The sequence below is a fragment of the Shimia sp. genome (assembly GCF_022448905.1).
Taxonomy (GTDB): Bacteria; Pseudomonadota; Alphaproteobacteria; order Rhodobacterales; family Rhodobacteraceae; genus Shimia.
The window spans coordinates 53,510-79,289 of record NZ_JAKVCW010000004.1 but is presented as its reverse complement, the minus strand read 5'-3'; the positions used below and the strand labels follow the sequence as shown (position 1 = coordinate 79,289).

The following is a 25,780-nucleotide window of genomic DNA, read 5'->3' as shown; positions in this document are numbered from 1 at the left end:
CAGATGCCACTTTCCTGGCTTGTCCTATTGGTCCTCGCCCTCGCCGCGGCGGGGTATTTTATTGGACGGATACGTGTTTTGAAATTGGCGGGGGGCGATGTCCGCGCTCTGCACAGCTTGCCGATCTACTACGGCACCAATGTCGCGCTGAGCGTGGCGGTGCCTGCGCTGGCGGTGTTGCTGGTGTGGTTGTTGGCGCAGCCGACGCTGATTGAGCGGTCTGTGTCTGGCATGATTGCACCGGAAATGATCCCGGAAGGCTCCAACCTGAACCTGGTGATGTCGGATGTGCGCCGCGTGGCGGACGGGCTGAACACCGCGATTGCAGGGGGAGCGATGAGCTTGGCTGAAGTCGACGCCATGGACGCCACCGTTGTGGATGTGCGGGCGCGTTTAGGTGAGTTGGGCGTGGCCTTAGGCCAAGATGTGCGTCCCGAGGTTTTGGCAGCGGCGAAGTCCTATCGCAGCGCCGCCGTGACCGGCAACACAATGCGCACCCTGATCGTTCTGGCGCTGGCCGTGATTGGCTTTGGCATTTCCTTCAGCAAAACCAATCCCGACTATCGTGCGCGGAACGTGGTGGAACGCGCGGTTCTGGCCTTGCTTATGGCGGCGGCCTCGTTGGCGATCCTGACCACCGTGGGCATTGTGCTGTCGATGTTGTTTGAGACCATCAACTTCTTTGGTCTGCACAACTGGCGTGACTTCTTCTTTGGCACCACCTGGGCGCCAAACTTCCGCGGAGACAGTGAGCTGTCGATCCTGCCGCTGCTGTGGGGCACACTCTATATCTCTTTCATTGCGCTTTTGGTGGCGGTGCCGATCGGCTTGTTTGCGGCGATTTATCTGTCCGAATATGCTGGCCCCAAGACCCGTGCCTTTGCCAAGCCACTTCTGGAGATCCTCGCCGGCATCCCAACCATTGTATATGGTCTGTTTGCGCTGCTGACCGTGGGGCCAATGTTGGTGAACCTGTTTGGTCAGTCCGGCTCCTTGGGCGTGGACTGGATGTCAGGTGCGACCTCTGTGCTAACCGCGGGCGTGGTCATGGGCATCATGCTGATCCCCTTTGTGAGTTCGCTGTCTGATGACATCATCAACGCGGTGCCTCAGGCGATGCGCGATGGCTCCCTTGGCCTCGGCGCCACGTCGAGCGAAACCATCCGCCAGGTGGTGATCCCGGCGGCCCTACCAGGCATCGTTGGCGCGATCCTGTTGGCGGCCTCCCGCGCGATTGGCGAAACCATGATTGTGGTGATGGGGGCAGGGGCGATTGCCAAGTTCAGCCTCAACCCGTTTGAAAGCATGACCACTATCACCACCCGGATCGTCAGCCAGCTAACCGGGGATGGTGACTTCGCCAGCCCAGAAACGCTGGTGGCCTTTGCCCTTGGCCTGACCCTCTTTGTTCTGACCCTCGGCCTCAATGTGCTGGCGCTCTACATCGTGCGCAAATATCGGGAGCAATACGAATGACCGACGCGACGCAAAACACAGGCGCCGTTGCGCCCCAAGGCTCGCTGCACACACTGGATGCACGCACCAAGCGTCGCAATGCCGCCGAAGGCCGCTTCAAGCTCTACGGCATGATTGCGATTGGCATTGGCCTGTTGATGCTGGTGACGCTGCTCTACACCATCCTGTCCAAAGGCACTGGTGCGTTTACGCAAACCTTTGTGTCCATGGAAGTCGAGCTGCTGGAAAGCAAGCTGGACAAGTCTGGCGAACGTGATCTGGAAAAGATCAAGAAGGTCACCACCTTCGGCTACGCACCATTGATCAAATCCGCCTTTGAAAAAACAGTGGAGGCCAATGGTATTGAGACCGATCTCAAGTCCAAAGACATGACGAAGATCCTGTCCAAATCCGCCGCGAGCCAGCTGCGCAACTATGTGATCGCCAATCCGGACAAGATTGGTCAGACCATCGAGTTCCGCTTCCTCGCCAACAGCCGCGTGGACGGCTACATGAAAGGCCGGGTGACACGGGACAGTATTGCCAACGACAAGAACATCACGCCGGCACAGCTCGACCTTGTGGATCAGCTGATCGAAGTTGGCGCATTGAAGAAAACCTTCAACATCGACTTCATCATTGGTGCTGACGCGTCTGACCAGCGCCCAGAGGCCGCAGGTATTGGCGTAGCTATGGTGGGCAGCTTCTTCATGATGCTGGTGGTGCTGGTGCTGGCGTTGCCAATTGGTGTGGCGGCGTCGATCTATCTTGAGGAGTTTGCGCCTAAGAACTGGATCACCGACATCATCGAGGTGAACATCTCCAACCTCGCAGCTGTGCCGTCCATCGTGTTTGGTATTCTGGGTCTGGCAGTTTTCATCAACTATATGCACCTGCCGCAATCCGCGCCGCTGGTCGGCGGACTGGTACTGACGCTGATGACCTTGCCGACCATCATCATCTCGACCCGGGCAGCACTGAAAGCGGTACCGCCAAGCATCCGCGATGCGGCGCTGGGGGTAGGGGCCTCCAAAATGCAGGCAGTGTTCCACCACGTGCTGCCACTGGCGGCGCCGGGCATCCTGACCGGCACGATCATTGGTTTGGCGCAAGCCTTGGGCGAAACCGCGCCACTGCTGTTGATCGGGATGATTGGCTTCATCGCCTCCAACATGCCGGAGACTGTGGGCGAAGGTTTGCTCTCGCCAAACTCGGCCATGCCCGCCCAGATCTACGAATGGGCCAAGCGGGCAGACCCGGCATTCTATGAACGCGCTTGGGGCGGGATCATCATTCTCTTGATCTTCCTCATCTCTATGAACACTCTTGCAGTACTCCTGCGCCGCCGGTTTGAACGCCGTTGGTAAGCGAAGGAACTCTCTCATGTATGACACTGAAAAACTGGGGACCGACGTGAACCAGACCGAAACCAAAATCTCCGCCCGCAATGTGCAGGTGTATTATGGCGACACCCACGCGATTAAAGACGTGAACGTGGATATTGATGCCAAAGCCGTGACCGCTTTCATTGGTCCATCAGGGTGTGGCAAGTCGACTTTTTTGCGCTGTATCAACCGGATGAACGACACAATTGATGTATGTCGCGTTGAAGGTGACATCAAAATTGACGGCGAAGACATCTACGACAAACGCGTCGATCCGGTGCAGTTGCGCGCCAAAGTGGGCATGGTGTTCCAGAAGCCAAACCCATTTCCGAAGTCAATCTATGACAACATCGCTTACGGTCCGCGCATCCATGGCTTGGCAAAGAACAAAGCCGAATTGGATGAAATCGTGGAGAAATCCCTGCGCCGTGGTGCGATCTGGAACGAAGTGAAAGACCGGTTACACGCGCCAGGCACCGGTCTGTCCGGTGGTCAGCAACAGCGTCTGTGTATTGCCCGCGCCGTGGCAACCGAGCCGGAAGTGCTGTTGATGGATGAGCCATGTTCGGCGCTGGACCCGATTGCCACAGCCCAGGTCGAAGAACTGATCGACGAGCTGCGTGATCAGTATTCTGTGGTGATTGTGACCCACTCCATGCAGCAGGCCGCACGTGTGAGCCAGAAGACAGCCTTCTTCCACCTCGGCAATCTGGTGGAATATGGCGACACCTCCCAGATTTTCACCAACCCCAAAGATGAGCGCACAGAAAGCTACATCACTGGCCGGATCGGCTAAGGAGAGAGACCATGAACGACCAACATATTGTGTCCGCCTTTGACCGTGATCTGGAAGGCATTCAGGCCCATGTGATGAAAATGGGCGGGCTTGTGGAGGCTGCCATTGGCGAAGCCGCCAACGCCATGTCCACCCGCGATGAAGAGCTCGCGGCGCAGGTGAGGGCGGCTGACAAAGCCATTGATGGGCTTGAAGAATTGATCAACGAGCGCTGCGCCAACCTGATCGCACTGCGCGCGCCTGCGGCGGTGGATTTGCGTGTAGTGCTGTCGGTGATGAAGATTGCCGGCAACTTGGAGCGCATCGGCGACTATGCAAAAAACATGGCCAAGCGGACTTCTGTTCTGGTGCATATGGAGCAGGTTGAGGGCGCCAATGGGTCACTGAAACGCATGGCGCATGAGGTGCAGCTGATGCTAAAAGACGTGCTGGATGCGTTTATTCAGCGCGACGTGGATTTGGCGCGCGATGTGCTCGAGCGCGACGAGAGCGTCGACCAAATGTACAACGCTTTGTTCCGCGAATTCCTGACCTTCATGATGGAAGATCCGCGCTACATCACACCCTGTATGCACCTGCATTTTATGGCAAAAAACACCGAACGCATGGGGGATCACGTGACCGCGATTGCCGAGCAGGTGATCTATCTGGTGACCGGCAGCATGCCGGAAGAAGCCCGTCCCAAAGCCACCCGGCTGGACGCGTAACAGGAGCCTTTAGAGGATAAAGCAGATGGCAAAAGATCATCCCACCGTTCTCGTCGTTGAAGATGAACCAGCGCAGCGTGAGGTGCTGAGCTACAACTTGCAGGCAGAAGGTTTTGACGTGGAAGCCGCGGCCGATGGCGATACCGCGCTCTTGATGGTGCAAGAGGTACAGCCGGACATCATTGTGCTCGACTGGATGCTGCCAGGCACATCAGGCATTGAGATTTGTCGACGCCTGAAGACACGCTCGGAAACGCAGAACATCCCCGTGATTATGTTGTCTGCGCGCTCTGAAGAGGTGGACCGCGTCCGCGGACTGGAAACCGGTGCGGACGACTATGTGGTGAAACCGTACTCGGTGATGGAGTTAATGGCACGGGTACGTAACCAGCTACGGCGTGTGCGACCTTCGTCTGTTGGGCAGACGCTGACTTATGAGGACATTATCCTTGATGCGGAAACCCATCGGGTGACCCGCAATGAGGAGGCGCTACGGCTTGGTCCAACTGAATTCCGCTTGCTGGCGACCTTCATGGAAAAGCCTGGGCGCGTGTGGAGCCGGGAGCAACTTTTGGACCGCGTGTGGGGCCGGGACATCTATGTCGACAGCCGGACGGTTGATGTGCACATCGGTCGTTTGCGCAAAGCACTGTGTGTACATGGCGGCGAGGATCCACTGCGCACGGTCCGCGGCGCCGGATATGCGTTGGGCTAGACAAACTGCGCATCAGGTAAAACCGCTAACTACCTAAAAATTTAATCTATCAAGGTTCGCGACTTAGACGAAATACCATGCTCAGGAAGGGCGCTTAAGACAAATTTTGCGTCCTTCAAGCTCAAATAGCTTAATCGCATAATAGGTATTATGTAAATTATAGTGCTGTGACGTGATGCAACTTTGGTCGCAGACGTAACGCTCAAAACCCTTGCTTGAACATATGCCAAAGCACAACTTAGCCTAACCCCGAAAATCCCCCCCCCAAATACTCGATCCCGAAAAACACACATAAAGCGCGCACATTAAGTCCACGGACCTACCGGAAAAAGACAACGGTCGTACCTATAGACATCTCACACGTGTTTAACTAACGTCTTAGTCAAGTTCATGGGGATGAGCTGTGCGTTAAAACCCCACAATAAGTTCTGTATCGGATCTGCCTCACGTGGCTGAGCAGCCCCGCGTTATGTGTAAAAGAAGGTCAAAATGAACGACACGATCGACTATATCGAAGAGGTAATGAATCAAACGAGCCTTGAAGCGCTTTGGGATTTACACTGTGCTAAACTAGAAACCTTTGGCTTCGATAAGATCATTTACGGCTACACCAACTACCGGAGTGGCATGTCGCTGGGCGATGTTGCGGACTTCTTCATTTTGTCGACTTATGACCGCAACTATCTCGATCAGTTCATTGGTGGTGGTTTGTACTTCAACGGACCGATGATGAAATGGACTTTGGAGAACACCGGCGCCCAAAGCTGGCGCCGGGCTCGGGAAGCTTATGACGCGGACGAGTTGACCGAAAAGCAGCGCGAGGTGTTCGAGTTTAACCGGGCCTATGGGCTGGAGGCCGGCTATACCGTGAGTTTTCCGACCGTTTCCTCGCGCACCAAAGGCGCAATCTCTTTAGGCGCGCGGGCTGATGTGACCCAGGAAGCCCTTGATGTGCTTTGGGAAAAACGCGGCCGGGAAATCACATTGATCAACAACGTGGCACATCTGAAGATCCAGTCCCTACCCTACACCAACCCTGAACGCGAGCTGACCAAGCGTCAAAGAGAGGTTCTGGAATGGGTTGGAGATGGCAAAACCATTCAGGATATTGCGCTGCTGATTGGGCGCACACCAGCAACGGTAGAAAAACACTTGCGTCTTGCTCGGGATGCGATGAATGTGGAAACCACGGCCCAGGCTTTGCTGAAGGCCTCCTTCCTAAAGCAAATTTACTTGCTTGAAGGGCACAACTGACGCATAATAGCGTCACTAGTATGGTAATCCTGACTTGTTGGTTAAATGTCAGAATGTCAAAATGACATTGTTCCGTGAGTGGTGGCTTTGGCCTTTGGAACATATCGACTTTGACCTTCGCAATATCGAAGCTCTCTAGGTCGACCGGTAATCAACCCGGTGTCGGCGATCGGTTTATTTCGGCCAGGATCTGACATTTTTCGGTGGCCTCCCCATCCCCATGTTTTGGAGGCCGGAGAAAAGGAACGGCGTCATCTCCTGGTGACGCCGTTTTTTGTGGCGAATTGCCAATCGCCTAGCATTTGACGAAAGCGTAACGACCATGAGTTTCATAGTATTTGCCGCAATGCTCGCGTTGACTTTTATGGCACAGCTTACTTTCGCAATGCCTTGCGTTGACCGTCTCAACATGCTGAGAGATCCCAGCGCCACAGCCAACTATTCCGTCTCCGGTCATCGTGACCTTGGCAACGGCGTGGTCATGTCAAGACACTCCACCATGGACGGTCATACCGCTACGGTCTCTGCCGGATTCAAAATGGAATTTTGCCAATCAGGCCGATCGATAAACGTCATCTATAGGGGGGCTTGCTTTGGTAAAGATAAGCGATTTTGCGACCACATAGAATTGGACTCTCAAGGACATTTTGCAGCTGACCCTGGCCCCATTGAAGCAGCGCTTGTCGAAATGAACATGTCCGCTCTGGTATATTCATGGGCCGAGTTTACTGCAAATCTGGAAGACCTTGGCGCACGGCTTCAAGACCCAGTTGTGTCTACATTCGAAAGTTGTGGTTGTGCGGTTTTCTATCCAGAACTTTTAGGTGGTAAGAGCCCTCACCCTGTTCGTAACTCCAGAAGATAAAGATATGAACACACCTTTGTCGTACTGACGCTTCCCCAACCCTTTGCGACCGTCGGGGTGAGCGTATGCCCCTCCCCACAAAAAAAGGCCGCCCCAAATTGGAGCGGCCCTCTCTAAACTTGTACAGGTGGGCTTAGCCCTGAGCGGCTTTGGCCACTTCTGCTGCGAAGTCTTCTTCTTTCTTCTCGATGCCTTCGCCCACTTCCATGCGGACGTAACCAACGATTTCAGCGCCAGCTTCTTTCGCTGCGGCGGCAACGGTCAGATCTGGGTTGATTACGAAGTTCTGGCCCAGCAGGGTGACTTCGGCCATGAATTTCTTCATGCGGCCCACGATCATCTTCTCGATCACCTGCTCCGGCTTGCCGGATTCACGTGCGATCTCGATCTGAACGTTTTTCTCTTTTTCAACAACCGCTGGGTCCAGGTCGTCTTCGCCCAGAGCCTGTGGGTTGGCCGCTGCGATGTGCATGGCAACCTGCTTACCAAATGCTTCGTCGCCGCCTTTCAGCGCCACGAGAACACCGATTTTGCCCATGCCGTCGGTTGCTGGGTTGTGCACGTAGGAGGTCACAACGTCGCCTTCGACAGTCGCCATGCGGCGTACGGACATGTTCTCACCGATGGTGGCAACGGCGTCGGTCACGGTTTCTTCAACGGTCTTACCGCCCAGATCAGCCGCTTTCAGCGCGTCAACGTCGGACACGTTGATGGCTGCGCCTGCGATGTTGGCAACCATGGACTGGAAGTCAGCGTTTTTGCCAACGAAGTCGGTTTCGGAGTTCACCTCAACGGCAACACCATTGCCACCTTCAACCTTCACGGCCACCAGACCTTCGGCTGCGGTACGGCCAGATTTTTTGGCCGCTTTCGCCAGACCTTTGGTGCGCAGCCAATCGATTGCTGCTTCCTGGTCGCCGTTGGTTTCGGTCAACGCTTTTTTCGCGTCCATCATGCCTGCGCCGGTCATCTCGCGCAGTTCTTTAACCATTGCTGCTGTGATCGCCATCTTTGGCTCTCCTCGTCAGAAATTGGGAATGTGGGGGCGGGTGTACCCTGCCCCCATGTCAAATGTGTAACGGCGGAAGCTTACGCTTCTGCGGCAGCTTCTTCGGCCACGGCTTCTTCAACCGGAGCTTCGAACTCGCCCAGATCCACGCCTGCGGCGCCCAGCTGTGCGGTCATGCCGTCCAGCGCCGCACGTGCTGCGAGGTCGCAGTACAGGGAGATCGCGCGGGATGCGTCGTCGTTGCCTGGGATGATGTAGTCAACGCCGTCAGGGGAGCAGTTGGTGTCAACCACAGCCACAACTGGGATACCCAGTTTGTTGGCTTCGGCGATGGCCAGTGCTTCTTTTTTCACGTCGATGACGAACAGCAGGTCAGGAACGCCGCCCATGTCGCGGATACCGCCGAGGGACGCTTGCAGCTTCTCCTGGTCCCGCTCGATGCCCAGACGCTCTTTTTTGGTCAGGCCTTCTGCGCCGGATGCCAGTTTCTCGTCGATCTCTTTCAGACGGTTGATGGACTGGGACACGGTTTTCCAGTTGGTCAGTGTGCCGCCGAGCCAGCGGTGGTTCATGAAGTACTGTGCAGATTTCTCTGCAGCGTCTGCGATAGGCGCTGCGGCCTGACGCTTGGTGCCAACGAAGAGAACGCGGCCGCCTTTTGCAACAGTGTCACGTACGGCTGTCAGAGCCTGGTCCAACATAGGAACGGTCTGGGTCAGGTCCATGATGTGGATGCCGTTGCGGGAGCCGTAGATGAACGGGCCCATGCGCGGGTTCCAGCGCTGTGTTTGGTGACCAAAGTGTACGCCTGCTTCCAGCAGCTGGCGCATGGAGAACTCAGGAAGAGCCATGCTTGTATTTCCTTTTCCGGTTTACGCCTTGGCGGGGAGAAGTGAGAGCGCCCTTAGATAAGGAAGCTCCAACCGGCGGATTGGCAGGGATGTCTCCCCTGCCCGACCCAAACCCCGCCTGCGGGTTTGAATGGCGCGCGTTTACAGCAGGAAATGGCCGCGCGCAAGGGGGTATCGCCCATTAAATGCAGGGCGACACCGATTATTCAAAGCGCTCTTTCAGCGTTGTGCGGATTTGGTCCTCCGCCGATTTGGCCAGCGCCTTGCGGTTGGTGTAATCTGCAACCTTCAAAGGCGGGTGATAAATCACGTCGATGCGCCCCTGACGTGGGGCGGCCAAGGTGGACAAAAGATGCGGCGCAAAGTCCATATCACCCCACCAGCCATAGAAACGCGCCTCTTCGCCTTTGGGCGCCTGATAGTGCACCGTGACCGGTTGGATCAGCATAAAATCCTTTAAGCGCGGATCAAAGAACGCTTCAAAGAGCGTTGTTTTAAATGGTAAAACCCGCAAGCTGTCGCTGCTTGTGCCCTCGGGGAAGAACAGCAACTGATGACCAGCCAGAAGGCGGTCTTCGAAGATCTGTTTTTGCGCACGGGCCTCGCGGCGGTCACGACGGATGAACACAGTGCCGGTGGCTTTGGCCAACCAGCCGATACCGGGCCACTTGGCCACTTCGGCCTTGGACACGAAATACACCTGCTGCGCCGCGTTTAACGAAAAGATGTCCAACCACGAGGAATGGTTGGCCACAACAGCGCCACGGTCTCGGATCGGCGTGCCTTGAACGGCAAAGCGAATGCCCATTAAGCGGAAGGCGTTTCGGCAAACAAACTGGGTGATGAAGGGCGTCCAGGGGCGACGTAGGCCAAACAGAGGCTTTTCGACCAGGCGAAGGAGCAGCAGAAGCAGCAGACACCCAAACACGAGGAGCGCCAAAGGAAGTCCGCGCAGAATGGCGCGCAGAACGCCGCAAAATCCCAGCTTCAACGGCTCCGGATAGCCCTCTTCACTTTCCCAAACGCTCACAGATTGCGCTCCTTGGTATAAAGCGCGCGGTTTTTCTCGTTCATGCGGGCGGTATCCAGAATGAGACAAACATCCGTGGTGTTAAAGGCATGGTCGAGGTAGGCACCCTCACCCACAAAACCGCCCAGGCGCAGATAAGCTTTGATGAGCGGCGGCACAGCCAACATGGCCGCGCGGCGATCGATGTGATCCTCAGGTACGAGGTCCATGGCCTGGAACACATCCGCCTGGGCACGGGGGCGGATGTCCTCCGGTGCAAGGTGGCGGTTGTGCAGCAGCGATAAAGGTTGCGCCAAGGCAGCCACGTCGGTGCCATGAAAGCTCGCCACGCCAAACAGCACTTCGATGTCATGTTCCGCCACGTAGCCAGCAAGCGCGTTCCAGAGGTGAAACATGGCCGCCCCGCCACGATAGTCTCCATGCAGACAGGAGCGCCCCAGTTCCAGAAGCTTACGGCCAGAAGACTTCAAAACGCTGAGGTCATATTCATCCTCAGAGTAAAACCGGCCAAGGTTAGCCGCTGCATCATCACGCAGGACACGATATACGCCGACAACCTGATCCATTGGGTTCACCGAGAGAGCCAGATCCTTCAGGATCAGGTGGTCAAAATACGGATCAAACTGGTCTTTCTCCAGCCGTGCCCCGTGATCCACCAGCGGGCCTGATCCGCCCAGTTCCTCGACAAACACACGATACCTCAGCCGCTGTGCAGCTTGAAGCTCCGCCTCGGTCTCAGCGAGCTTAACCTTAAAATCCGGGGTATGCGCGCTCATCAGGCGGCGGTATCCTCTTTGTTTGAAGGCGTTTTATTGGGCACATCGGCGGAAATCAACCACCTGCCAAGCAACTGATCTGTTGACGATTTCCACCACTCGTGCACTAATTGTTAACCAAATTACGTCTCTGTGGCTGGCATCAACAGGACACGCGTACCATCGATTACAACTTTGCCAGCCTCTCGGAAGTTCACGGTTATTTTGCCGCGAATGTTGGACTGAACCTGCCCCACGCCCCATTCGGGCTGATTTGGGTGCGTCACCAACATGCCAGGTTCGAGGAAGGCGTTGAGGTCAGAGTTAAGATCGCTCATCGGGCGCTCATGCAGTAAAGGAAAGTTGCATGTCACATAATACGGATTTCGCAGCATTGGTAGGGTCGCGGATCTGCCACGATCTGATCAGCCCCGTTGGCGCGATTGGAAACGGCTTGGAATTGATCGCGTTAACCGGCGACGCCAAGGGCCCGGAAATGGAAATGATCTCTGACAGCGTGAGCAACGCAAATGCCCGCATCCGTTTGTTCCGCGTGGCCTTTGGACAGCCAAGCGATGCGCAGATGGTGGGCGAAGCCGAGATTCAGTCGATCATTCAAGGCCTGGCTGCGAGCTCCCGCGTGTCCACCTATTGGGAGGTCGAGGGTGCTGTGTCCCGCTCCGAACTTCGCCTCGCGTTTTTGACCTTGATGTGTTTTGACACCTCGATGCCCTTTGGCGGCACGGTGACCGTGACCAAAGAAGGCGACAAGTGGTTGCTTTTGGCGGAAAGCGAAAAACTGCGCGCGGACACGGCGCTTTGGGATCCGGTTGGCAAGGGCGAGGTGCCCGCCGATCTGGTCCCAGCACAGGTTCAATTTGGTCTGCTACCAGAGGGGGCCAAGCTGTTGGGCCGAAGCCTTGGGGTGCAACTCACCGACATGAGTCTGGAAGTGACGTTCTAAACGGCCATCAGGAGAAAAAGCAAAAAAGGGCGCCGATGGTGGCGCCCTTTTCTTTTTGATTTCCCTGTCGCTTAAGCGCGGGTCGAGCCGTCGCCTTCCACCAAATATTTAAAGCTTGTCAGCTGTGCTGCGCCCACCGGGCCACGGGCGTGCATCTTGCCGGTGGCAATCCCGATCTCCGCGCCCATGCCAAACTCACCGCCATCGGCAAACTGCGTGGAGGCGTTGCGCATCAGGATGGCGCTATCCAGACGCTCAAAGAAGCGCGACGCGGTGGCGTCATTCTCGGTCAGGATGCAGTCGGTGTGGTTGGAGCCAAATTGACGGATGTGCGCGATGGCCGCGTCCACATCCGAAACCACTTTGGCGGCGATATCCATGTCGAGGTATTCTTTACCCCAATCGTCCGCGGTTGCGGGCGTGGTGCGGCCTTCGACCACTGGCAGACCACTGTCCGTATGCAGCATGACGCCTGCTTTCGCCAGAAGTGTGAGCACCTCGGTGCCGAGGCCGTCAACAATGTCCTGATGGATCAAAAGACACTCTGCTGCGCCGCAAATGCCAGTGCGCCGGGTTTTGGCATTGAGGACCACATCGAGGGTCTTCTTCGGATCGGCATCTTTGTCGATGTAGATGTGCACAATGCCTTCGAGGTGCGCAAACACTGGCACGCGGGCTTCGCGCTGCACCAGACCCACCAGGCCTTTGCCGCCGCGCGGCACAATCACATCCACAGTATCAACCATGGTCAGCAGTTCCTGCACAGCCGCACGGTCACGGGTGGGCACAAGCTGGATGCACTCTTCCGGCAGTCCTACAGACTTGAGACCGTCGACTAAGCAAGCGTGGATGGCACCGGAACTGTGGAAGCTCTCTGAGCCACCGCGCAGGATCACCGCGTTGCCGGATTTCAGGCAGAGCGCGCCGGCGTCGGCAGTCACGTTTGGCCGGCTTTCATAAATCACGCCAACCACACCGAGCGGAGTACGTACGCGGCGGATGTTGAGGCCCGAAGGCATGTCCCACTCGGTCAGCACTTCGCCAACGGGATCATCTTGCGCCGCAACTGTCCGCAGACCGGTGACGATGCCTTGGATACGGTCTTCGTCCAGCATCAGACGGTCCATCATCGCATCCGAGAGGCCTTTGTCGCGGCCGAATTCGAGGTCTTTCTTATTGGCTTCGATGATCTCATTGCGGCGGGACCAGACGGCATCGGCCGCCGCTTCCAGCGCCGCGCGTTTGGTTTCCGGCGGGGCAAAGGCCAGCTCCGCGCTTGCCGCTTTGGCGTTCTCGCCAATCTGGGCCATCAGGGCGGGGATGTCTGCGATGTCTTTCATCGTCTCAGTCCTTTGCTAGGGTTGGTAAATTCGCCTTCGGCGAGGATATTTGTCGTTAGAAGAAACCTATAGGGCGAGGTCGTCCCTGTGAATAAGCGCGGCGCGGCCTGGGTATCCCAGAAGCGCCTCGATGTCGCGGCTGTGACGGCCTTTGATTTTGTCGGCCTCGTGGGAAGAGTAAGCAGCCAGCCCTTGCCCCAAACGGTGGCCGGAAGCATCGCGGATTTCAATTGGATCGCCGCGGCTGAAGTCCCCATTCACAGTGGTGACACCTGCGGGCAAGAGACTCTTACCGGACGTCAAAGCATTCGCTGCGCCAGTGTCCACCACAAGGGTGCCTTGCGGCTTCATCGAGGTGATCCAGCGTTTGCGGGCCAGTTGGGGTGTGCCTTGCGCGAGGAACCACGTGGCATTGGCCCCCTCTTCGAGTGCCTGAATGGGGCGCAGCGCAGAGCCTTCGGTGATTGCCATGGCGCAACCTCCCGCAGTGGCGGTTTTTGCCGCCATCAGCTTGGTGATCATGCCGCCTTTGGACAATCCAGACACGCCTTCGCCAGCCATGTCTTCGATGTCTGGCGTGATTGTCTCGACCACCTCAAAGCGCTTGGCGTCGGGGTTGGTCATGGGGTTGTCGGAATAGAACCCGTCCACATCCGAGAGCAGGATCAGGTGATCTGCGCCGGTGGTCAGTGCGATTTGTGCAGCCAGTCGATCGTTGTCTCCATAACGGATTTCATCAGTCGCCACCGTGTCATTTTCATTCACGATAGGTACAACGCCCAAAGTCAGGAGCTGGTCCAGCGTGGCGCGGGAGTTGAGATATCGGCGGCGATTGGCGCTGTCTTCCAACGTGACCAGAACCTGCGCGGTGGTTATCTCATAAGGCGCAAGCGCTTCTTCGTAAGCGCGGGCAAGGCGGATTTGACCCACGGCGGCGGCGGCTTGGGATTGATCCAGAGACAGATCCGCGTTGGGCAGTTTGAGCGCGCCGCGGCCCAAGGCGATGGAGCCGGACGACACCAGAACCACATCGGTGCCACGCGCCTTGAGCATGGCGACATCTTCGGCCAAGGCCTTCAGCCACGCATCTTTCAATAGTCCAGAAGTCCGGTCAACCAGCAGTGCCGACCCGATTTTGATCACAACCCGTTTTGCAGTGCTTAGGGTTGCCACGGCGCCTCTTCCTCCTCGGCTTCTTCAGCCTCTTCAATCTTCTGGCGCAAGCGGTCATCGTCGATCTGCGCCCGCAAAGCCCGCAGAACCTCTGTGGTGCCTTCATGGCTGGCACCGGACATGAGCATCACCTCGCCACCAGCCACGGCCTCGAGTTCTTCCTTGAGGAATTCCCGCTCTTCCGCGTCCAGGCTGTCGATCTTGTTGAGCACCGTCACCCGGGGTTTGTCCGCAAGAATGTCGGCGTAGTTGGTGATTTCCTGCACGATGGTTTTGTAGTCTTCGAAAAGCGTGCCGGAGGTACCGTCCACCAGATGCAAAAGCACGGCGCAACGCTCGACGTGGCCAAGGAACAGATCGCCAAGGCCCCTGCCCTCGCTGGCCCCTTCGATCAGGCCGGGAATGTCGGCAACCACAAATTCAACGCCATCCACACCCACGACACCCAGGTTGGGGTGCAAAGTGGTGAAGGGATAATCCGCAATCTTGGGTCGTGCATTTGAGGTGGCCGCCAGGAACGTGGATTTGCCTGCGTTTGGCAGGCCAAGCAGGCCCACGTCTGCGATCAGCTTCAGTCGCAGCCAAATGGTGCGCTCCACCCCCGGCTGACCCGGGTTGGCGCGGCGTGGCGCCTGGTTGGTAGATGACTTGAAGTGCAGATTGCCAAAGCCACCGTTGCCGCCTTTTGCCAGCAACACGCGCTGCCCCACTTCGGTCAGGTCGGCAATCACGGTTTCCTGGTCTTCGTCGAGGATTTCGGTGCCTACTGGTACGCGCAGGATGATGTCATCCCCGGTTTTGCCGGTCCGCTGGTTGCCCATGCCGGGTTGACCGTTTTTGGCAAAGAAGTGCTGCTGATAGCGGAAGTCGATCAGGGTATTGAGCCCTTCAACCGCTTCAGCCCAGACATAGCCGCCATTGCCGCCGTCCCCGCCATCAGGGCCACCGTATTCGATGTATTTCTCGCGCCGGAAGGACACACAGCCCCCGCCGCCGCCGCCGGAACGGATGTAGACTTTGGCAAGGTCTAAGAATTTCATAGAGGTCACTTTCGGTTTGCGTTTCCAGCCGAATAACGGGGAATTGCGAGGTTCTCAAGGATGATGTCGGGCGGCCCAGGCCGCTTTGGTTAGCTCTGCGCGCACGACCGGCACGTCAGCGCCTTTGAAGGGTGACGGTTCAGGGCGCGTTTCTCCCGTCGGAATAAAGCCCAGTTTACTTAAAACCTGTTCTGACCTTGCGTTGCCCTCAACCCAACCAGACCCTACGGATTGGTCGAAGTTTTGGAAGTACCAATCAATTAGCGCGCTAGAAGCTTCTGTCATAATCCCGCGCGCCCAAGCCGATTGCACCAGCCAATATCCAAGTTCCGGGCTAGTTTCATTTTCCCCAGCGGATTGCGAGGTTGGTTTTACTGACACCAGGCCGATCCGACGACCGTTTTCAACGATGATGCGTGCGCCGGGTTCAGCAGCAAAACTCGCAATAAACTCCCGGGCATGTGCGCGCTGAAAAGGACAAGGCACCGAGGTCAGCCATTGGTGAACCTCAGGCTTGGCGATTTCTTCTGTAATCCAACCAGCGTCGTCTGGGCAGAGTTGGCGCAGAACCAGCCGCTGTGTTTTGATGTCCATCGCATCAATCCAGTTTCAAACTATACGTCCAGGTTGGAACAGTCGCATCACGCGCCAGAGAGAAGCTTTCGGCGTCGCCAAGGTACTGGAACCCGCAGTTGGTGAGCACGCGGGCCGAGGCCGGGTTGTCCTGAAACACTGAGGCAAAGATCGTTGTGCTGTTGAGCGGGTTGGCCGCAATCATCGCTCGGACCGCTTCTGAGGCCAACCCAGTGTTGCGGAAGGCTTTGCCGATCCAATAGGCGATCTCGACCTGCCCCTCATCAATGCGGGTCAAACCGATCAGGCCCATGACTTCAGGTTGGCCATCCGCACTACCGTCAAAGGCCCAAACGTCCTGAACACGTCCGTCGGATTGCGCGCGGTTGATAAAGGCTTCGATATAGCCCGGCGGCAAAGGGTGCGGGATCGACGCGGTCAGTCGCGCCAACTCCCGATCCGCGGTGTGCATCTCGATCAGCCCCTGGTCAGACCGGCGCAGCGGGCGCAAAACAAAACGCTCTGCTTCAATAACAGGCTGATTGACGATGGTGTCCAATTTCATCGCGGTCTCCTCCTCAAAGAACCACATAAAGCACTGAAGCCACTGTCAAAGCAGCCAAAGTGCGCATCAAATATTTTTCCGCGGGCTTGCCAGCCACAGTGCGGGCGATCCGGTCTCCGGCGTAGGTCCAGATCGGATGAAAAACCACCTGTGCCGCCAATAGGCAGATGGCGATGGTCGCTGTCGCTTGCAAGGCAGGTGTCGCGGGTGTGACAAAATTTGTGAAACCCGCCACGATCATGGCCCAGGCTTTGGGATTGAGCGGGTGCACCAGCAGACCGGCAGCAAAACCGGGCGGCTGTTCACTCTCGCCACTGTCTGGGGACAGCCGCAAATTGGCGACTTTCCAGGCGAGCCAGCAAATGTACGCGGCGCTGATCCACTTAAGCGCTGCAAAGACTTCCGGCACCGCCTCGGCCAGTTCCATCAGACCAAACCCGATCGGCCAGATGATCAGCTGTTTGCCCAAAGCCACGCCAACCACAAAGGGCAGCGCTGCCTTAAAGCCAAACCGCGCGCCGGTGGCCAATAGCGCCATATTCGCAGGTCCAGGTGTACCCACCTGACTTGCGGCAAAAACGCTAAAACTGATCACAGCGACGCTCATGTCGGATCTCAAAACTCAAAAAAGAAAAAGGGCCGGCTTTGTCAGCCGGCCCCCTGTATGTCTCATAACCTTTACGGGTTCGGCTTATTCAGCGGCCTCCGCCACCGGGAGAACCGAAATAAAGGTGCGGCCTTTGAGGCCTTTGTGGAATTTCACGTTGCCGTCGACGGTTGCAAAGATGGTGTGATCTTTGCCCATGCCAACGCCTTCGCCCGGCCACATCTTGGTGCCGCGCTGACGCACGATGATGTTGCCTGGGATGACGTTCTCGCCACCGTATTTCTTCACGCCAAGACGGCGACCTGCGGAGTCGCGACCGTTACGGGAACTACCACCAGCTTTTTTATGTGCCATATCGTTAGTCTCCTATAGTCTCTTACTTCGCCAGTTCTTTGGCTTGTTCAACCCACTCAGGCTTCACTTTGGTGCCTTCGAAAGTCTCTGCGTCCACCGCTGCCAGAGCAGCATAGGTGGAGATGCCTGCTTCTACCAGCTTTTTGGCAGCGGCCGGACCAACACCGTTGATGGCGGTCAGATCGTCTGCAGCTGCGTCTGCGGCAGGTGCTTCGGCTTTCTTAGCAGTTTTCGCAGGCTTGGCTGGAGCGGCTTCTGCAGGCGCAGAAACGGAACCCGAACCGATCGCGGCTTTTACGCCGGATTTGTCTGCGCCAGAGGCCAGAATGTCGGTGATGCGAACCAGTGTCAGTTTCTGACGGTGGCCCACGGTGCGCTTGGAGCTGTGCTTACGACGACGCTTCACGAATTTGATCAGCTTTTCTCCTTTGATCTGGTCGATCACGTCTGCCTGCACGGCTGCGCCTTCAACGAAAGGTGCGCCAACCACGGTGGAGTCACCCCCCAGCATCAGCACTTCGTTGAATTGAATCTTTTCGCCAGCGTCTGCAGCCAGTTTTTCGACACGCAGGACGTCGCCTGCCTGTACTTTATACTGTTTGCCGCCGGTCTTCAGGACTGCGAACATGTCCTATTCCTTCGATCTTGTCGCGTCCTTCGGTCCCTTTGCCCGTAAGCTCCGGCGTTTTGGCAGATGCCACCTCAAACAGCGCGCCCCTTTTAGGGGCTGTGTTACAATAAAATCAGGCGCAAAGTGCACACTTCACGCCGGATGCGCGCTTATCCTGTGGAAAACCTTTTAAGTCAACCCGTTTTTTAAGGGCGTCTGACGCCTTAGAGGTCCTGCACTGGCTGAATGTCGCCCATGCGCAAGGCCAGAGCCTCAAAGCGGTTGGACATGACCTCAAAATGCACCGCGTTCATCAACTCATACACGGTCATCATGTCGGGGTGCTCCAATGCCTCTGTATACTCCACCAGTTCTTCCAGAGTGAAATCCCGGTAGGTGTATGCGGCATTGGCCAGCGAAGAGGTTTCAATGACTTCGGCCATCTCTTCGGCGTTCTCATTCAGCAGCGCACGCAGCCCGTCCTCGTCGGTGCGCAAATCAATCACCCCGGCGTAAGAAGCAGCCAAAATGAAGCGCACCTGAATTTCAGTCATCGCCTTCGGGCCGATGTCATTTGGGTCTATCGCCACACTCATTCGGCGGAACAGATCGATCCGCGGATCATCTTTGGCTTCCAGATCAGCCAGCATCGCATTACCAACCAGTTCTTTTTCTTGATCGTCCGCCATGTGGCTGCTGTTTTCTACTTCCACCAGACGCTGGCCCAAATCCGAGGCATAGAAAGCCGCCGCATGCGCCAGAAGATCATCCTCCAGCGTGGCCTCCAGGATATCCAGCGCCCGGTTCTGCATTAGTTTGGTGTCAAACACATCTTCCGCGACAGTGGTCCATTGCGCGCCGAAGTCCCCCTGGTTCATCCCCAAAAGGTCCGGCGCGGAGGTTGCCGACAATGCGATCGAGTCAATCGCCACATCAAAGCCGGTGACTTTCAAAAAAGCTTCGACATTGGCGCGATCGGCCGCCTGCGCCATCGAGACCAGCGCAAACAGGCAGGTCATAGCCGACAGGACCAACAAGAGCAGCTGGTTTTTCAGAACATCAAACGGGGCCACGCGGGCAGAAGTCTTTTGCATGGGGTTAAGCTAAATCATTTGTTGCACAAAACAATGCAAATCCCACTTGCGCCACATCACAATCCCGATTAAACGACGCCCTCACCAAGACCACGGTCTATCGGACGGAGAGGTGCCGGAGTGGTCGAACGGGGCGGTCTCGAAAACCGTTGTCCCTTCACGGGGACCCAGGGTTCGAATCCCTGTCTCTCCGCCACTTAATTCTGCAATGGAATCAACTTGCTGACCTCAATCGCCTTGAGGGCTTCCAATGAGGGATCTTCGTCCAGTTCGCTCTCCGGAACCTCCAGCCCCGCGTTGGCGGCGATGGCAGAAAACTGAAGCGACACAACATATGCTAGGTCTAGGTCAAAAAGCACCCGCACCGACAAAATTTCCTCGATCGTTTCACGCAAGGCGGAGTCGCCGGTTTCAAAGTGCATGGCCAACGCCTGCACCATCGCACTGTGAGTGTTGTAAGTGTTATGCGGGCTGGAAAGATGCCTGTCCGCCAACCAGCGCAGACCGCCCTGCCCTTCAAGCGCAATCAAGCTCAGCGCATAGGCGCCTAACATGTCGCTGTCATGCGTCACGCCCTTGGTGATCCTGTCTCTAAGAAACGCAGAAAGATCCGCCGAAGGTGCAGCAAAGCCCATCAAAAGAATGCGGATCGCGCGCAGATCCATCTCAGTGATTACATCAAGTTGCGACCGCAACGCAGTTGCGTCGACGTCAATATCCAGTTCGCGCAACGTGCCGTAGGCCGCAAGATCAAGCTCCCTCAGCGCAAGTTCGCGTAACCGCCTGTCGGGATGGTTTAAAAGTTTGGAAAAGTAGGTTGCCCGCATGGCCGGGTCGTCCTGCCAGTGCGGCAGCGCGCTCCAGATGTCGTGCATCACCGGATCAATTTCCGCATCCACAGTGGCGAGGCGATGCCAGACCTCGGTGTCTGCGTCACGGGCAAAGAGCACATGTGCCTGTGGCTTTAGCCGCATCAATCGCCGTGTGGTGCTGTCGACCAGAAATGGCAAAGCCCCCAACGGCGCATCCCCGCGCAATTGCGTTGTGACGTCAAATCGGAACGGTGTTGCAGCCCCTGGACGCGCCAGCACAACTTGGTCAGCGTTGATTAAACGCTCCACCAACGTGGGCTTGGGTTCATAGCCATGAAATGCGCAAGGCACGGCAGGTGTCGCCGTGAACGCCGCAATAATTGCCGCACATATAGAGCGCCTAAAACCCGACAAAGCCTGCCCGCTAAAACCCATAAATCCGTTCCGCCAACCAGAATGTGGCAACACTGCCAATGGCATAGCCTGCCACCAGATTGGCGCGACTGACCAGTTGGTAAGACAGCAAATCCACCGACTTCATCAGCACCCTCAGTACGGCAATAGTGACCAGGATCACGCCCACAAAGGCCAATTGCCCGGCCTCAACGCCAAGATTGAAGGTCAGCAAAGCCAAAGCGATGTCCACCTCCGGCAGACCGATATCCTGCAAAGCACCGGCAAAACCGAGGCCGTGCAAAAGCCCAAAAGCAAAGGCCACCATCCAAGGGGCACGCTCTGACAGCCGCGATTTTGTATCGTCTCGTTTGAGAATTTCTATGGCCAGAAACACCACAGACAGAGCAATGATCGCCTCCAATGGCGGGCCTGGAATGGACACATGCCCCAGCGCGGCCAGCGCCAACGTGATGCTATGCGCCACTGTGAATGCTGTGATTGCACCGATCAGACGGGACTTACTGCGGATCAACAGGACCAGTGCAAAGACAAACAAAAGATGGTCCCACCCTTCCAGTATGTGCTCAAAGCCCAACACAGCGTAGGTCCACCCCACTTGCAGTTTGGTTTGGGCATGCGGGATCACAAACTGCGGCTGTGTTGCGGTGAGGCGCGTGGTGGATGAGATGCCATCCAAAGGTTGAAAGCGCACCAGGACGTCGGTGTTCTGACGATCCAATCCTGCAATCTCCAGCGCTTGTCCTTGCAGCCCTGCCGGACACAGCGCCGTCCACTGGGTTTGCCAGCCCGCCCCATCGGACACCACCTCAGGACCAACGTTGGGCGTGCAGCTTGGCGGTAGCTGTGCGTCAATATCCATGGGCAGACCACGCACATCCGGCTTGCGCCAGAATATCGTGTAGACGCCGCCGTCGACTTCGCGGATGTCCAAATACCCGGGATCGAGCTCATGCGCTCCACCCTTGCCAACAGTCAGCAACAAGCTGACCAGAAACAGAAAATGCCGCAGTCGGATCATTGGCCAATCCAGTTTTGCAAGGTATCTACAGTGGGGCGCGAGACCGTGTAGGCTTCCATGAGAGCGGCCTCCTGCGCCTCACGCAAATCATTGGCGAGCGCGCTGCGCCAATCTGCCAGAACCAGATCTCGCACATCGGCCAGATCCGGTGTTTGCGGCGGTACATAATCAATCACGCGAACCACATGCTGACCGTACCCGGAGGTTACAGGACCTGCCCACTGCCCCACAGGCAAGGCTTCCAGTTGCGCAAAAACACCGCGTCCCAAACTGCCATCCACTTGATTGAGCCCCGCGTTGGAAAGGGAGCGTTGCAAGAGCGAAGACAGCCCTTCCTCAGGTGGTGCCTCACCCGCATTCAAGCCAATCAGCAAATCCTCGATCTCTTCCGAAGGCGTGCCAGGCTTCAGGCCAATCTGCTCAAAACTCACCATTGCCGGCGTTTGAAACTTCTCGGCATGGTCGGTCAAATGCTGCTGCAAAACCGCGTCTTCTGGCACCGCCGACTGCGCCGCAGAAGTCATAAGAAACGCCATTTTTTGAACAAGACGGTTGCGCACAACCCCATCCCCACTGTCTAGGCCAAGCGCCCGCGCCTCCCGGACCAGAACTTCACTCCGCACATATTGATCCATCAACGCCTGTGCCTCGTCCGACGTGGGATCACGTTGCTTTTGCGCCTGAAATCGTGACGCCAAAGCCGCAAACACCTGCTCGGAGACCACAATCTCATCTGCCTCAGGTTCTGCGATTTCCGCAGGCTGCTGCACGGAAAACCAAACAAAAATGGCAATGCCCAAGGCAGCGAAATGCAAAAAAGGTTCTTTATATAAAGCCATGCTCAGGTCTCTAATTTGTGACAGGTCGGCAGAAACTCTCGCGCAACTTCAAACCTGCATGCAATGAAAATCAAGGTTTTTCAAAGAAGTGCCGTCTGCGCCTCAACTCATCAGGCAAGCTTCACATAACGACTGTACTCTGCACCAAAGCGATCTGTACAGAGGTCTTGCAAGACGTTCGGAGACCCGCTCCTTAGGCACATCCTGAACGCCAAATACCCACATTGTTGAAACTGTTTTTGCGTAACCCGACAAGCAAAAAAGCCTCCAACCCGTTGAGGTTAGAGGCTTTTTATGGCTCCGGCGGTAGGGATCGAACCTACGACCAATTGATTAACAGTCAACTGCTCTACCGCTGAGCTACGCCGGAACATTTTGTGTCTGTCAGAGTGTGTCTCTGAAGATGTGGCGGGGTATAACTATGGTTTTCGGGGACGTCCAGAGGCTTTTTCGAAGTTTTTTGAATTTCGACGAAAAAATTTTAGAGAAGTTCAAAAATCGCCTCTGCGCTAAGTTCTACGGTTGACGAAACTCGGCTTTTTCCTTGCAAATCAACGAGGTGTGCAAAGACGTTCCGGGTAGCGGCAGGCAGCAGAGCGGCGGGTGTGTCTTTGTAAATCGAGGCCGCAAGAGCCTGGGCGGTCGCCGGGCCTCGCTGGAGCGAGGATAGAATCTCGGCCTCGCGAGACTTTCGGTGTGCCATCAGCCAATCCAGCCGCTCCGCTGGGGTCTCGATGGGTGCACCATGGCCGGCATGGAAAACCCGCCAAGGCCGCACCCGCAGTTTTTCACATGACGCCATGAAGTCAGTCAGATCACCGTCCGGCGGTGAGACCAGCGAACTGGCCCAGCCCATCACGTGATCGCCAACAAAACACATGTCTTCAAACCCAAAAGCGATGTGGTTGCCAAAATGGCCTGGGGTGTGAATCACTTCGAGCGCCCAATCCGGCCCTTCGATCACCTCCCCCTCTGCTAGAACCACGTCCGGGGCAAAGCTGGCATCCACGCCCTCCCCGCCTCCAGCAAGGCCCGACTCGGCCAGTCTTTGCATGACTGCGCTCCGCCCGGTCTCCGGGCCACCAAAAGCCAGAATCGGCGCGCCGGTGTGCGCTGAGAGCGCCGCAGCCAAAGGGGAATGGTCCAGATGCGCATGGGTGACACAGATGTGCGTGATGGACTGGCCGGGTTCCAACGCCTCCAGAATGGCCTGCAAATGTGCATCGCTTTCCGGCCCGGGATCGATCACGGCCAACTCTCGCGTGCCCACCAGGTAGGTGTTTGTACCCCGAAAGGTCATAGGCGACGGGTTGGGCGCAAGGATTCGCCGCACCTTGGGTTCCAACGCCACCGCAACCCCTGGTTCGGGGTTGAAAGCCATCATCTGCGCGTCCATGGTCTTCCTCTCTGACAGTGGTCTTTCGGCAAGGTGTACGCATGTTCTTTCAGTGGCTCAAACGCTATATGCCACGCAGCCTGTATGGCCGGGCCGCGCTGATCCTGATTTTGCCGGTGGTGCTGTTGCAGCTTGTGGTGTCCTTTGGCCTGATAACTCGGCATTTTGAGGGTGTGACCGAGCAGATGACCCGCGCTGTGACGCGTGAAGTGCTTTTGGTGCTCGAAGGCGTGGAGCATAAAGACGAGGTGCCGGACGCCCTACCCATCGTGCTGGAAACGTTGGATATGCGCGTGGACTTTGTGGAACAGTTGCCAACCAAAGACACGCGGGTCTGGTATGATTTTTCAGCCTTCATCATCTCACGTGAATTTCGAAAGTACTTGCCCGGTGTTACTGCCGTTGAGCTTGCCGAAAAAGGCCAAGTCTATCTCTTTATGCAGCATGCCGATGGCAATCTGCGGGTGCATTTTGACCGTCGTCGGGTCTCTGCGGCCAATTCCCACCAGCTCTTTGTAAACATGGTGTTCTTTGGTGCGTTGTTGACCTTTGTGGCGTATCTATATCTGCGCAACCAATTGCGCCCTATCAAACGACTGGCTGCGGCGTCAGAGGCCTTTGGGCGTGGGCAAAGCGTATCCTATTCGCCGAGCGGCGCAGTCGAAGTGCGCGCCGCCGGCAGTGCCTTTTTGGACATGCGTGCCAGAATCGAGCGGCAGATCGAACAGCGCACCCTGTTGTTGTCGGGGGTCAGCCATGACCTGCGCACACCTCTGACCCGGTTCAAGCTTGGCGTTTCGCTTTTGGAAGACGAGGACCGGGAACCGCTGGAGCGCGACATCGAAGAAATGCAGCGCATGTTGGACGCCTTTCTCAGTTTCGCGCGCGGCGCCTATGAGGACGACAGCGAAGAGGTCGACGCGATGAGCTTTGTGCAAAATGTGGTGCAGGATTTTGTACGTGCAGGCGATGATGTGACGCTGCAAGAAGTTGACGGCCACGGCATGGTGTCGCTGCGCCCTGTGACCGTCCGCCGCGCGATCGAGAACCTAATTGGCAATGCCGTGCGTTACGCCAATCACGCGGAAGTCTCGGTGCAGATCACCGACCGCTATCTGCGCGTGCGCATTGAAGACGACGGGCCTGGCATTTCTCCGGAACAGCGCGAAGAAGCTCTCAAACCCTTTGCGCGCTTGGAACCCGGACGCAACCAGAACAAAGGCATGGGCGTGGGATTGGGGCTGTCGATCGCTGCGGACGTGGCCCGCGCCCATGGCGGCATCCTGCGTTTGGGCGAAAGTGAACGTCTTGGGGGGCTGCGCGCAGACCTCGTTTTGGGACGTTCAAATGCACCCTCCGCTTAAAGGAAAATTAGCGCCGACCCGCTAAGTCTTAAGAGACCTCCCTTTTTGCCGTGAGACCGCGATGATCCGCACCCGAGCCCATCTTGCCTTTTTTGCCTTCGGGTGGACTGTTTTGGCTGTGCTTTTGTGCGTGGCGCTGGCGGTTTTGGTGTTTGATGTCACGCCAAGCTCGCGCAGTTTGGCTCTTGCGGCTGCAGTGCCCGCAGTTGTGACGCCCTTGCCAGCTCTATTGGGCGGTCGCATGATAATGCACTTGAATCGAATGTCGCAGAAACTGCAACATGCTGTCGATCACGACTCTCTGACATCGACAGTCACCCGGCAGTATTTTTTTGATAAATTGCAATCCCTTGCGCCAGACACCTCGTCCATCCTTCTGCTGATCGATATTGACCAGTTTCGCGCGATCAACGACACCCATGGGCATTTTGTTGGGGACATTGTTCTGCGAGAGACCGCTCATCGTTTGATCAACAACACCCGTCGGGATGACCTGGTGGCGCGGTTTGGCTGTGAAGAGTTCATTGTGCTTCTGCCCAATACCTCCCCCAAAGACGCCGCGCATATTGCCGAGCGGATGCGAGCCACAGTCGCGCGCACCCCGATCCGCACGTCCGTCAGCAAGATCCCGGTCACGGTCAGCATCGGCATTGGCCATATTGGCGATGGCAACGATTCTCAGGCTGCCATGCAAGAGGCAGATGATGCGCTTTATGCTGCCAAGACAGCAGGCTGCAATCTAGTGAAAACCGCTGCTTAAACGCGTGGCGCTTTGCCGCCGGCACAACTTTA

At 56.7% G+C, this 25,780-nt stretch carries 28 protein-coding genes and 2 tRNA genes; 11 read left to right on the top strand and 19 right to left on the bottom strand.

Features of this window, described 5'->3' with window-relative positions; translation table 11 throughout:
- Window positions 1–3: 3 nt before the first annotated feature.
- The 7 genes from pstC to MK208_RS05450 all read left to right on the top strand — a co-directional run bounded on the left by pstC (window position 4) and on the right by MK208_RS05450 (window position 7,177).
- Window positions 4–1,476, top strand: a complete 1,473-nt coding sequence (pstC, locus tag MK208_RS05480; RefSeq protein WP_294114715.1) for a phosphate ABC transporter permease subunit PstC — start codon at window positions 4–6, stop codon at window positions 1,474–1,476.
- Entirely contained in the window at window positions 1,473–2,822 is a 1,350-nt protein-coding gene (gene pstA / locus MK208_RS05475) for a phosphate ABC transporter permease PstA (RefSeq protein ID WP_294114713.1), read from the top strand. The genes pstC and pstA overlap by 4 nt, the downstream gene beginning before the upstream one ends.
- A gap of 16 nt (window positions 2,823–2,838) precedes the next feature.
- Window positions 2,839–3,636 carry a phosphate ABC transporter ATP-binding protein PstB gene (pstB, locus tag MK208_RS05470; protein WP_294114712.1) on the top strand — a complete coding sequence of 266 codons (798 nt, stop codon included), beginning with the start codon at window positions 2,839–2,841 and terminating at the stop codon, window positions 3,634–3,636.
- 11 nt (window positions 3,637–3,647) lie between these two features.
- A complete protein-coding gene (gene phoU, locus MK208_RS05465; RefSeq protein ID WP_294114710.1) occupies window positions 3,648–4,343 on the top strand; it encodes a phosphate signaling complex protein PhoU in 696 nt (231 codons plus the stop codon).
- Between the two features lie 25 nt (window positions 4,344–4,368).
- Window positions 4,369–5,058, top strand: a complete 690-nt coding sequence (gene phoB, locus MK208_RS05460; RefSeq protein WP_294114708.1) for a phosphate regulon transcriptional regulator PhoB — start codon at window positions 4,369–4,371, stop codon at window positions 5,056–5,058.
- A gap of 489 nt (window positions 5,059–5,547) precedes the next feature.
- Window positions 5,548–6,312 (top strand): LuxR family transcriptional regulator, encoded by a 765-nt coding sequence (locus tag MK208_RS05455; protein ID WP_294114706.1) that lies wholly within the window; start codon window positions 5,548–5,550, stop codon window positions 6,310–6,312.
- Between the two features lie 322 nt (window positions 6,313–6,634).
- Window positions 6,635–7,177 (top strand): hypothetical protein, encoded by a 543-nt coding sequence (locus MK208_RS05450; protein ID WP_294114704.1) that lies wholly within the window; start codon window positions 6,635–6,637, stop codon window positions 7,175–7,177.
- A 133-nt stretch (window positions 7,178–7,310) separates the two neighbouring features.
- On the opposite strand, the gene tsf is transcribed toward MK208_RS05450, so the two are convergent.
- The 5 genes from tsf to MK208_RS05425 all read right to left on the bottom strand — a co-directional run bounded on the left by tsf (window position 7,311) and on the right by MK208_RS05425 (window position 11,160).
- Entirely contained in the window at window positions 7,311–8,186 is an 876-nt protein-coding gene (gene tsf / locus MK208_RS05445) for a translation elongation factor Ts (RefSeq protein WP_294114702.1), read from the bottom strand.
- Window positions 8,187–8,266: 80 nt separating this feature from the next.
- Window positions 8,267–9,037 carry a 30S ribosomal protein S2 gene (gene rpsB / locus MK208_RS05440; protein WP_294114700.1) on the bottom strand — a complete coding sequence of 257 codons (771 nt, stop codon included), beginning with the start codon at window positions 9,035–9,037 and terminating at the stop codon, window positions 8,267–8,269.
- Between the two features lie 202 nt (window positions 9,038–9,239).
- Window positions 9,240–10,067, bottom strand: coding sequence for a lysophospholipid acyltransferase family protein (locus tag MK208_RS05435; RefSeq protein WP_294114699.1), 828 nt, complete (start codon window positions 10,065–10,067; stop codon window positions 9,240–9,242).
- Window positions 10,064–10,843, bottom strand: coding sequence for a GNAT family N-acyltransferase (locus tag MK208_RS05430; RefSeq protein WP_294114697.1), 780 nt, complete (start codon window positions 10,841–10,843; stop codon window positions 10,064–10,066). The genes MK208_RS05435 and MK208_RS05430 overlap by 4 nt, the downstream gene beginning before the upstream one ends.
- Before the next feature lie 122 nt (window positions 10,844–10,965).
- Window positions 10,966–11,160, bottom strand: coding sequence for a DUF3553 domain-containing protein (locus tag MK208_RS05425; RefSeq protein ID WP_294114694.1), 195 nt, complete (start codon window positions 11,158–11,160; stop codon window positions 10,966–10,968).
- Window positions 11,161–11,189: 29 nt separating this feature from the next.
- Between MK208_RS05425 and MK208_RS05420 the strand changes: the two genes are divergently transcribed.
- Window positions 11,190–11,786 (top strand): histidine phosphotransferase family protein, encoded by a 597-nt coding sequence (locus MK208_RS05420; protein WP_294114692.1) that lies wholly within the window; start codon window positions 11,190–11,192, stop codon window positions 11,784–11,786.
- Between the two features lie 71 nt (window positions 11,787–11,857).
- Here the strand turns inward: MK208_RS05420 and MK208_RS05415 are convergent, their stop codons facing one another.
- The 9 genes from MK208_RS05415 to MK208_RS05375 all read right to left on the bottom strand — a co-directional run bounded on the left by MK208_RS05415 (window position 11,858) and on the right by MK208_RS05375 (window position 19,142).
- Window positions 11,858–13,126 (bottom strand): glutamate-5-semialdehyde dehydrogenase, encoded by a 1,269-nt coding sequence (locus tag MK208_RS05415; RefSeq protein ID WP_294114688.1) that lies wholly within the window; start codon window positions 13,124–13,126, stop codon window positions 11,858–11,860.
- A gap of 66 nt (window positions 13,127–13,192) precedes the next feature.
- Window positions 13,193–14,299, bottom strand: a complete 1,107-nt coding sequence (gene proB, locus MK208_RS05410) for a glutamate 5-kinase (protein WP_294114687.1) — start codon at window positions 14,297–14,299, stop codon at window positions 13,193–13,195.
- Entirely contained in the window at window positions 14,287–15,339 is a 1,053-nt protein-coding gene (obgE, locus tag MK208_RS05405; protein WP_294114686.1) for a GTPase ObgE, read from the bottom strand. Before obgE ends, proB begins: the two co-directional genes overlap by 13 nt.
- Before the next feature lie 54 nt (window positions 15,340–15,393).
- Entirely contained in the window at window positions 15,394–15,933 is a 540-nt protein-coding gene (locus MK208_RS05400) for a GNAT family N-acetyltransferase (protein ID WP_294114685.1), read from the bottom strand.
- Between the two features lie 4 nt (window positions 15,934–15,937).
- Window positions 15,938–16,477, bottom strand: coding sequence for a GNAT family N-acetyltransferase (locus tag MK208_RS05395; protein ID WP_294114683.1), 540 nt, complete (start codon window positions 16,475–16,477; stop codon window positions 15,938–15,940).
- Between the two features lie 13 nt (window positions 16,478–16,490).
- Entirely contained in the window at window positions 16,491–17,084 is a 594-nt protein-coding gene (locus MK208_RS05390) for a LysE family translocator (RefSeq protein WP_294114681.1), read from the bottom strand.
- A gap of 84 nt (window positions 17,085–17,168) precedes the next feature.
- The gene (gene rpmA, locus MK208_RS05385) at window positions 17,169–17,438 is read right to left on the bottom strand and encodes a 50S ribosomal protein L27 (RefSeq protein WP_209062735.1); all 270 of its coding nucleotides are present in this window, start codon (window positions 17,436–17,438) and stop codon (window positions 17,169–17,171) included.
- A 22-nt stretch (window positions 17,439–17,460) separates the two neighbouring features.
- On the bottom strand, window positions 17,461–18,066 hold the full coding sequence (locus tag MK208_RS05380; RefSeq protein WP_294114676.1) for a 50S ribosomal protein L21: 606 nt from the start codon (window positions 18,064–18,066) through the stop codon (window positions 17,461–17,463).
- Window positions 18,067–18,272: 206 nt separating this feature from the next.
- Window positions 18,273–19,142 (bottom strand): DUF2059 domain-containing protein, encoded by an 870-nt coding sequence (locus MK208_RS05375; protein ID WP_294114674.1) that lies wholly within the window; start codon window positions 19,140–19,142, stop codon window positions 18,273–18,275.
- A gap of 106 nt (window positions 19,143–19,248) precedes the next feature.
- Between MK208_RS05375 and MK208_RS05370 the strand changes: the two genes are divergently transcribed.
- Window positions 19,249–19,338, top strand: a tRNA-Ser gene (locus MK208_RS05370).
- A 1-nt stretch (window position 19,339) separates the two neighbouring features.
- On the opposite strand, the gene MK208_RS05365 is transcribed toward MK208_RS05370, so the two are convergent.
- The 5 genes from MK208_RS05365 to MK208_RS05345 form a co-directional block, all read right to left on the bottom strand.
- Entirely contained in the window at window positions 19,340–20,305 is a 966-nt protein-coding gene (locus MK208_RS05365; RefSeq protein WP_294114673.1) for a hypothetical protein, read from the bottom strand.
- 73 nt (window positions 20,306–20,378) lie between these two features.
- Entirely contained in the window at window positions 20,379–21,389 is a 1,011-nt protein-coding gene (locus MK208_RS05360) for a HupE/UreJ family protein (RefSeq protein WP_294114672.1), read from the bottom strand.
- Window positions 21,386–22,228: a peptidylprolyl isomerase gene (locus tag MK208_RS05355; protein WP_294114671.1), complete on the bottom strand. Its 843-nt coding sequence runs from the start codon at window positions 22,226–22,228 to the stop codon at window positions 21,386–21,388. The genes MK208_RS05360 and MK208_RS05355 overlap by 4 nt, the downstream gene beginning before the upstream one ends.
- Before the next feature lie 295 nt (window positions 22,229–22,523).
- Window positions 22,524–22,598 (bottom strand) — tRNA-Asn (locus MK208_RS05350).
- 111 nt (window positions 22,599–22,709) lie between these two features.
- Entirely contained in the window at window positions 22,710–23,612 is a 903-nt protein-coding gene (locus MK208_RS05345) for an MBL fold metallo-hydrolase (RefSeq protein ID WP_294115231.1), read from the bottom strand.
- A gap of 53 nt (window positions 23,613–23,665) precedes the next feature.
- On the opposite strand from MK208_RS05345, the gene MK208_RS05340 reads away from it, so the two are divergent.
- Both MK208_RS05340 and MK208_RS05335 read left to right on the top strand, forming a co-directional pair.
- Window positions 23,666–24,988: an ATP-binding protein gene (locus tag MK208_RS05340; protein ID WP_294114669.1), complete on the top strand. Its 1,323-nt coding sequence runs from the start codon at window positions 23,666–23,668 to the stop codon at window positions 24,986–24,988.
- 61 nt (window positions 24,989–25,049) lie between these two features.
- Window positions 25,050–25,748 carry a GGDEF domain-containing protein gene (locus MK208_RS05335; protein ID WP_294114667.1) on the top strand — a complete coding sequence of 233 codons (699 nt, stop codon included), beginning with the start codon at window positions 25,050–25,052 and terminating at the stop codon, window positions 25,746–25,748.
- Window positions 25,749–25,780: the final 32 nt, after the last annotated feature.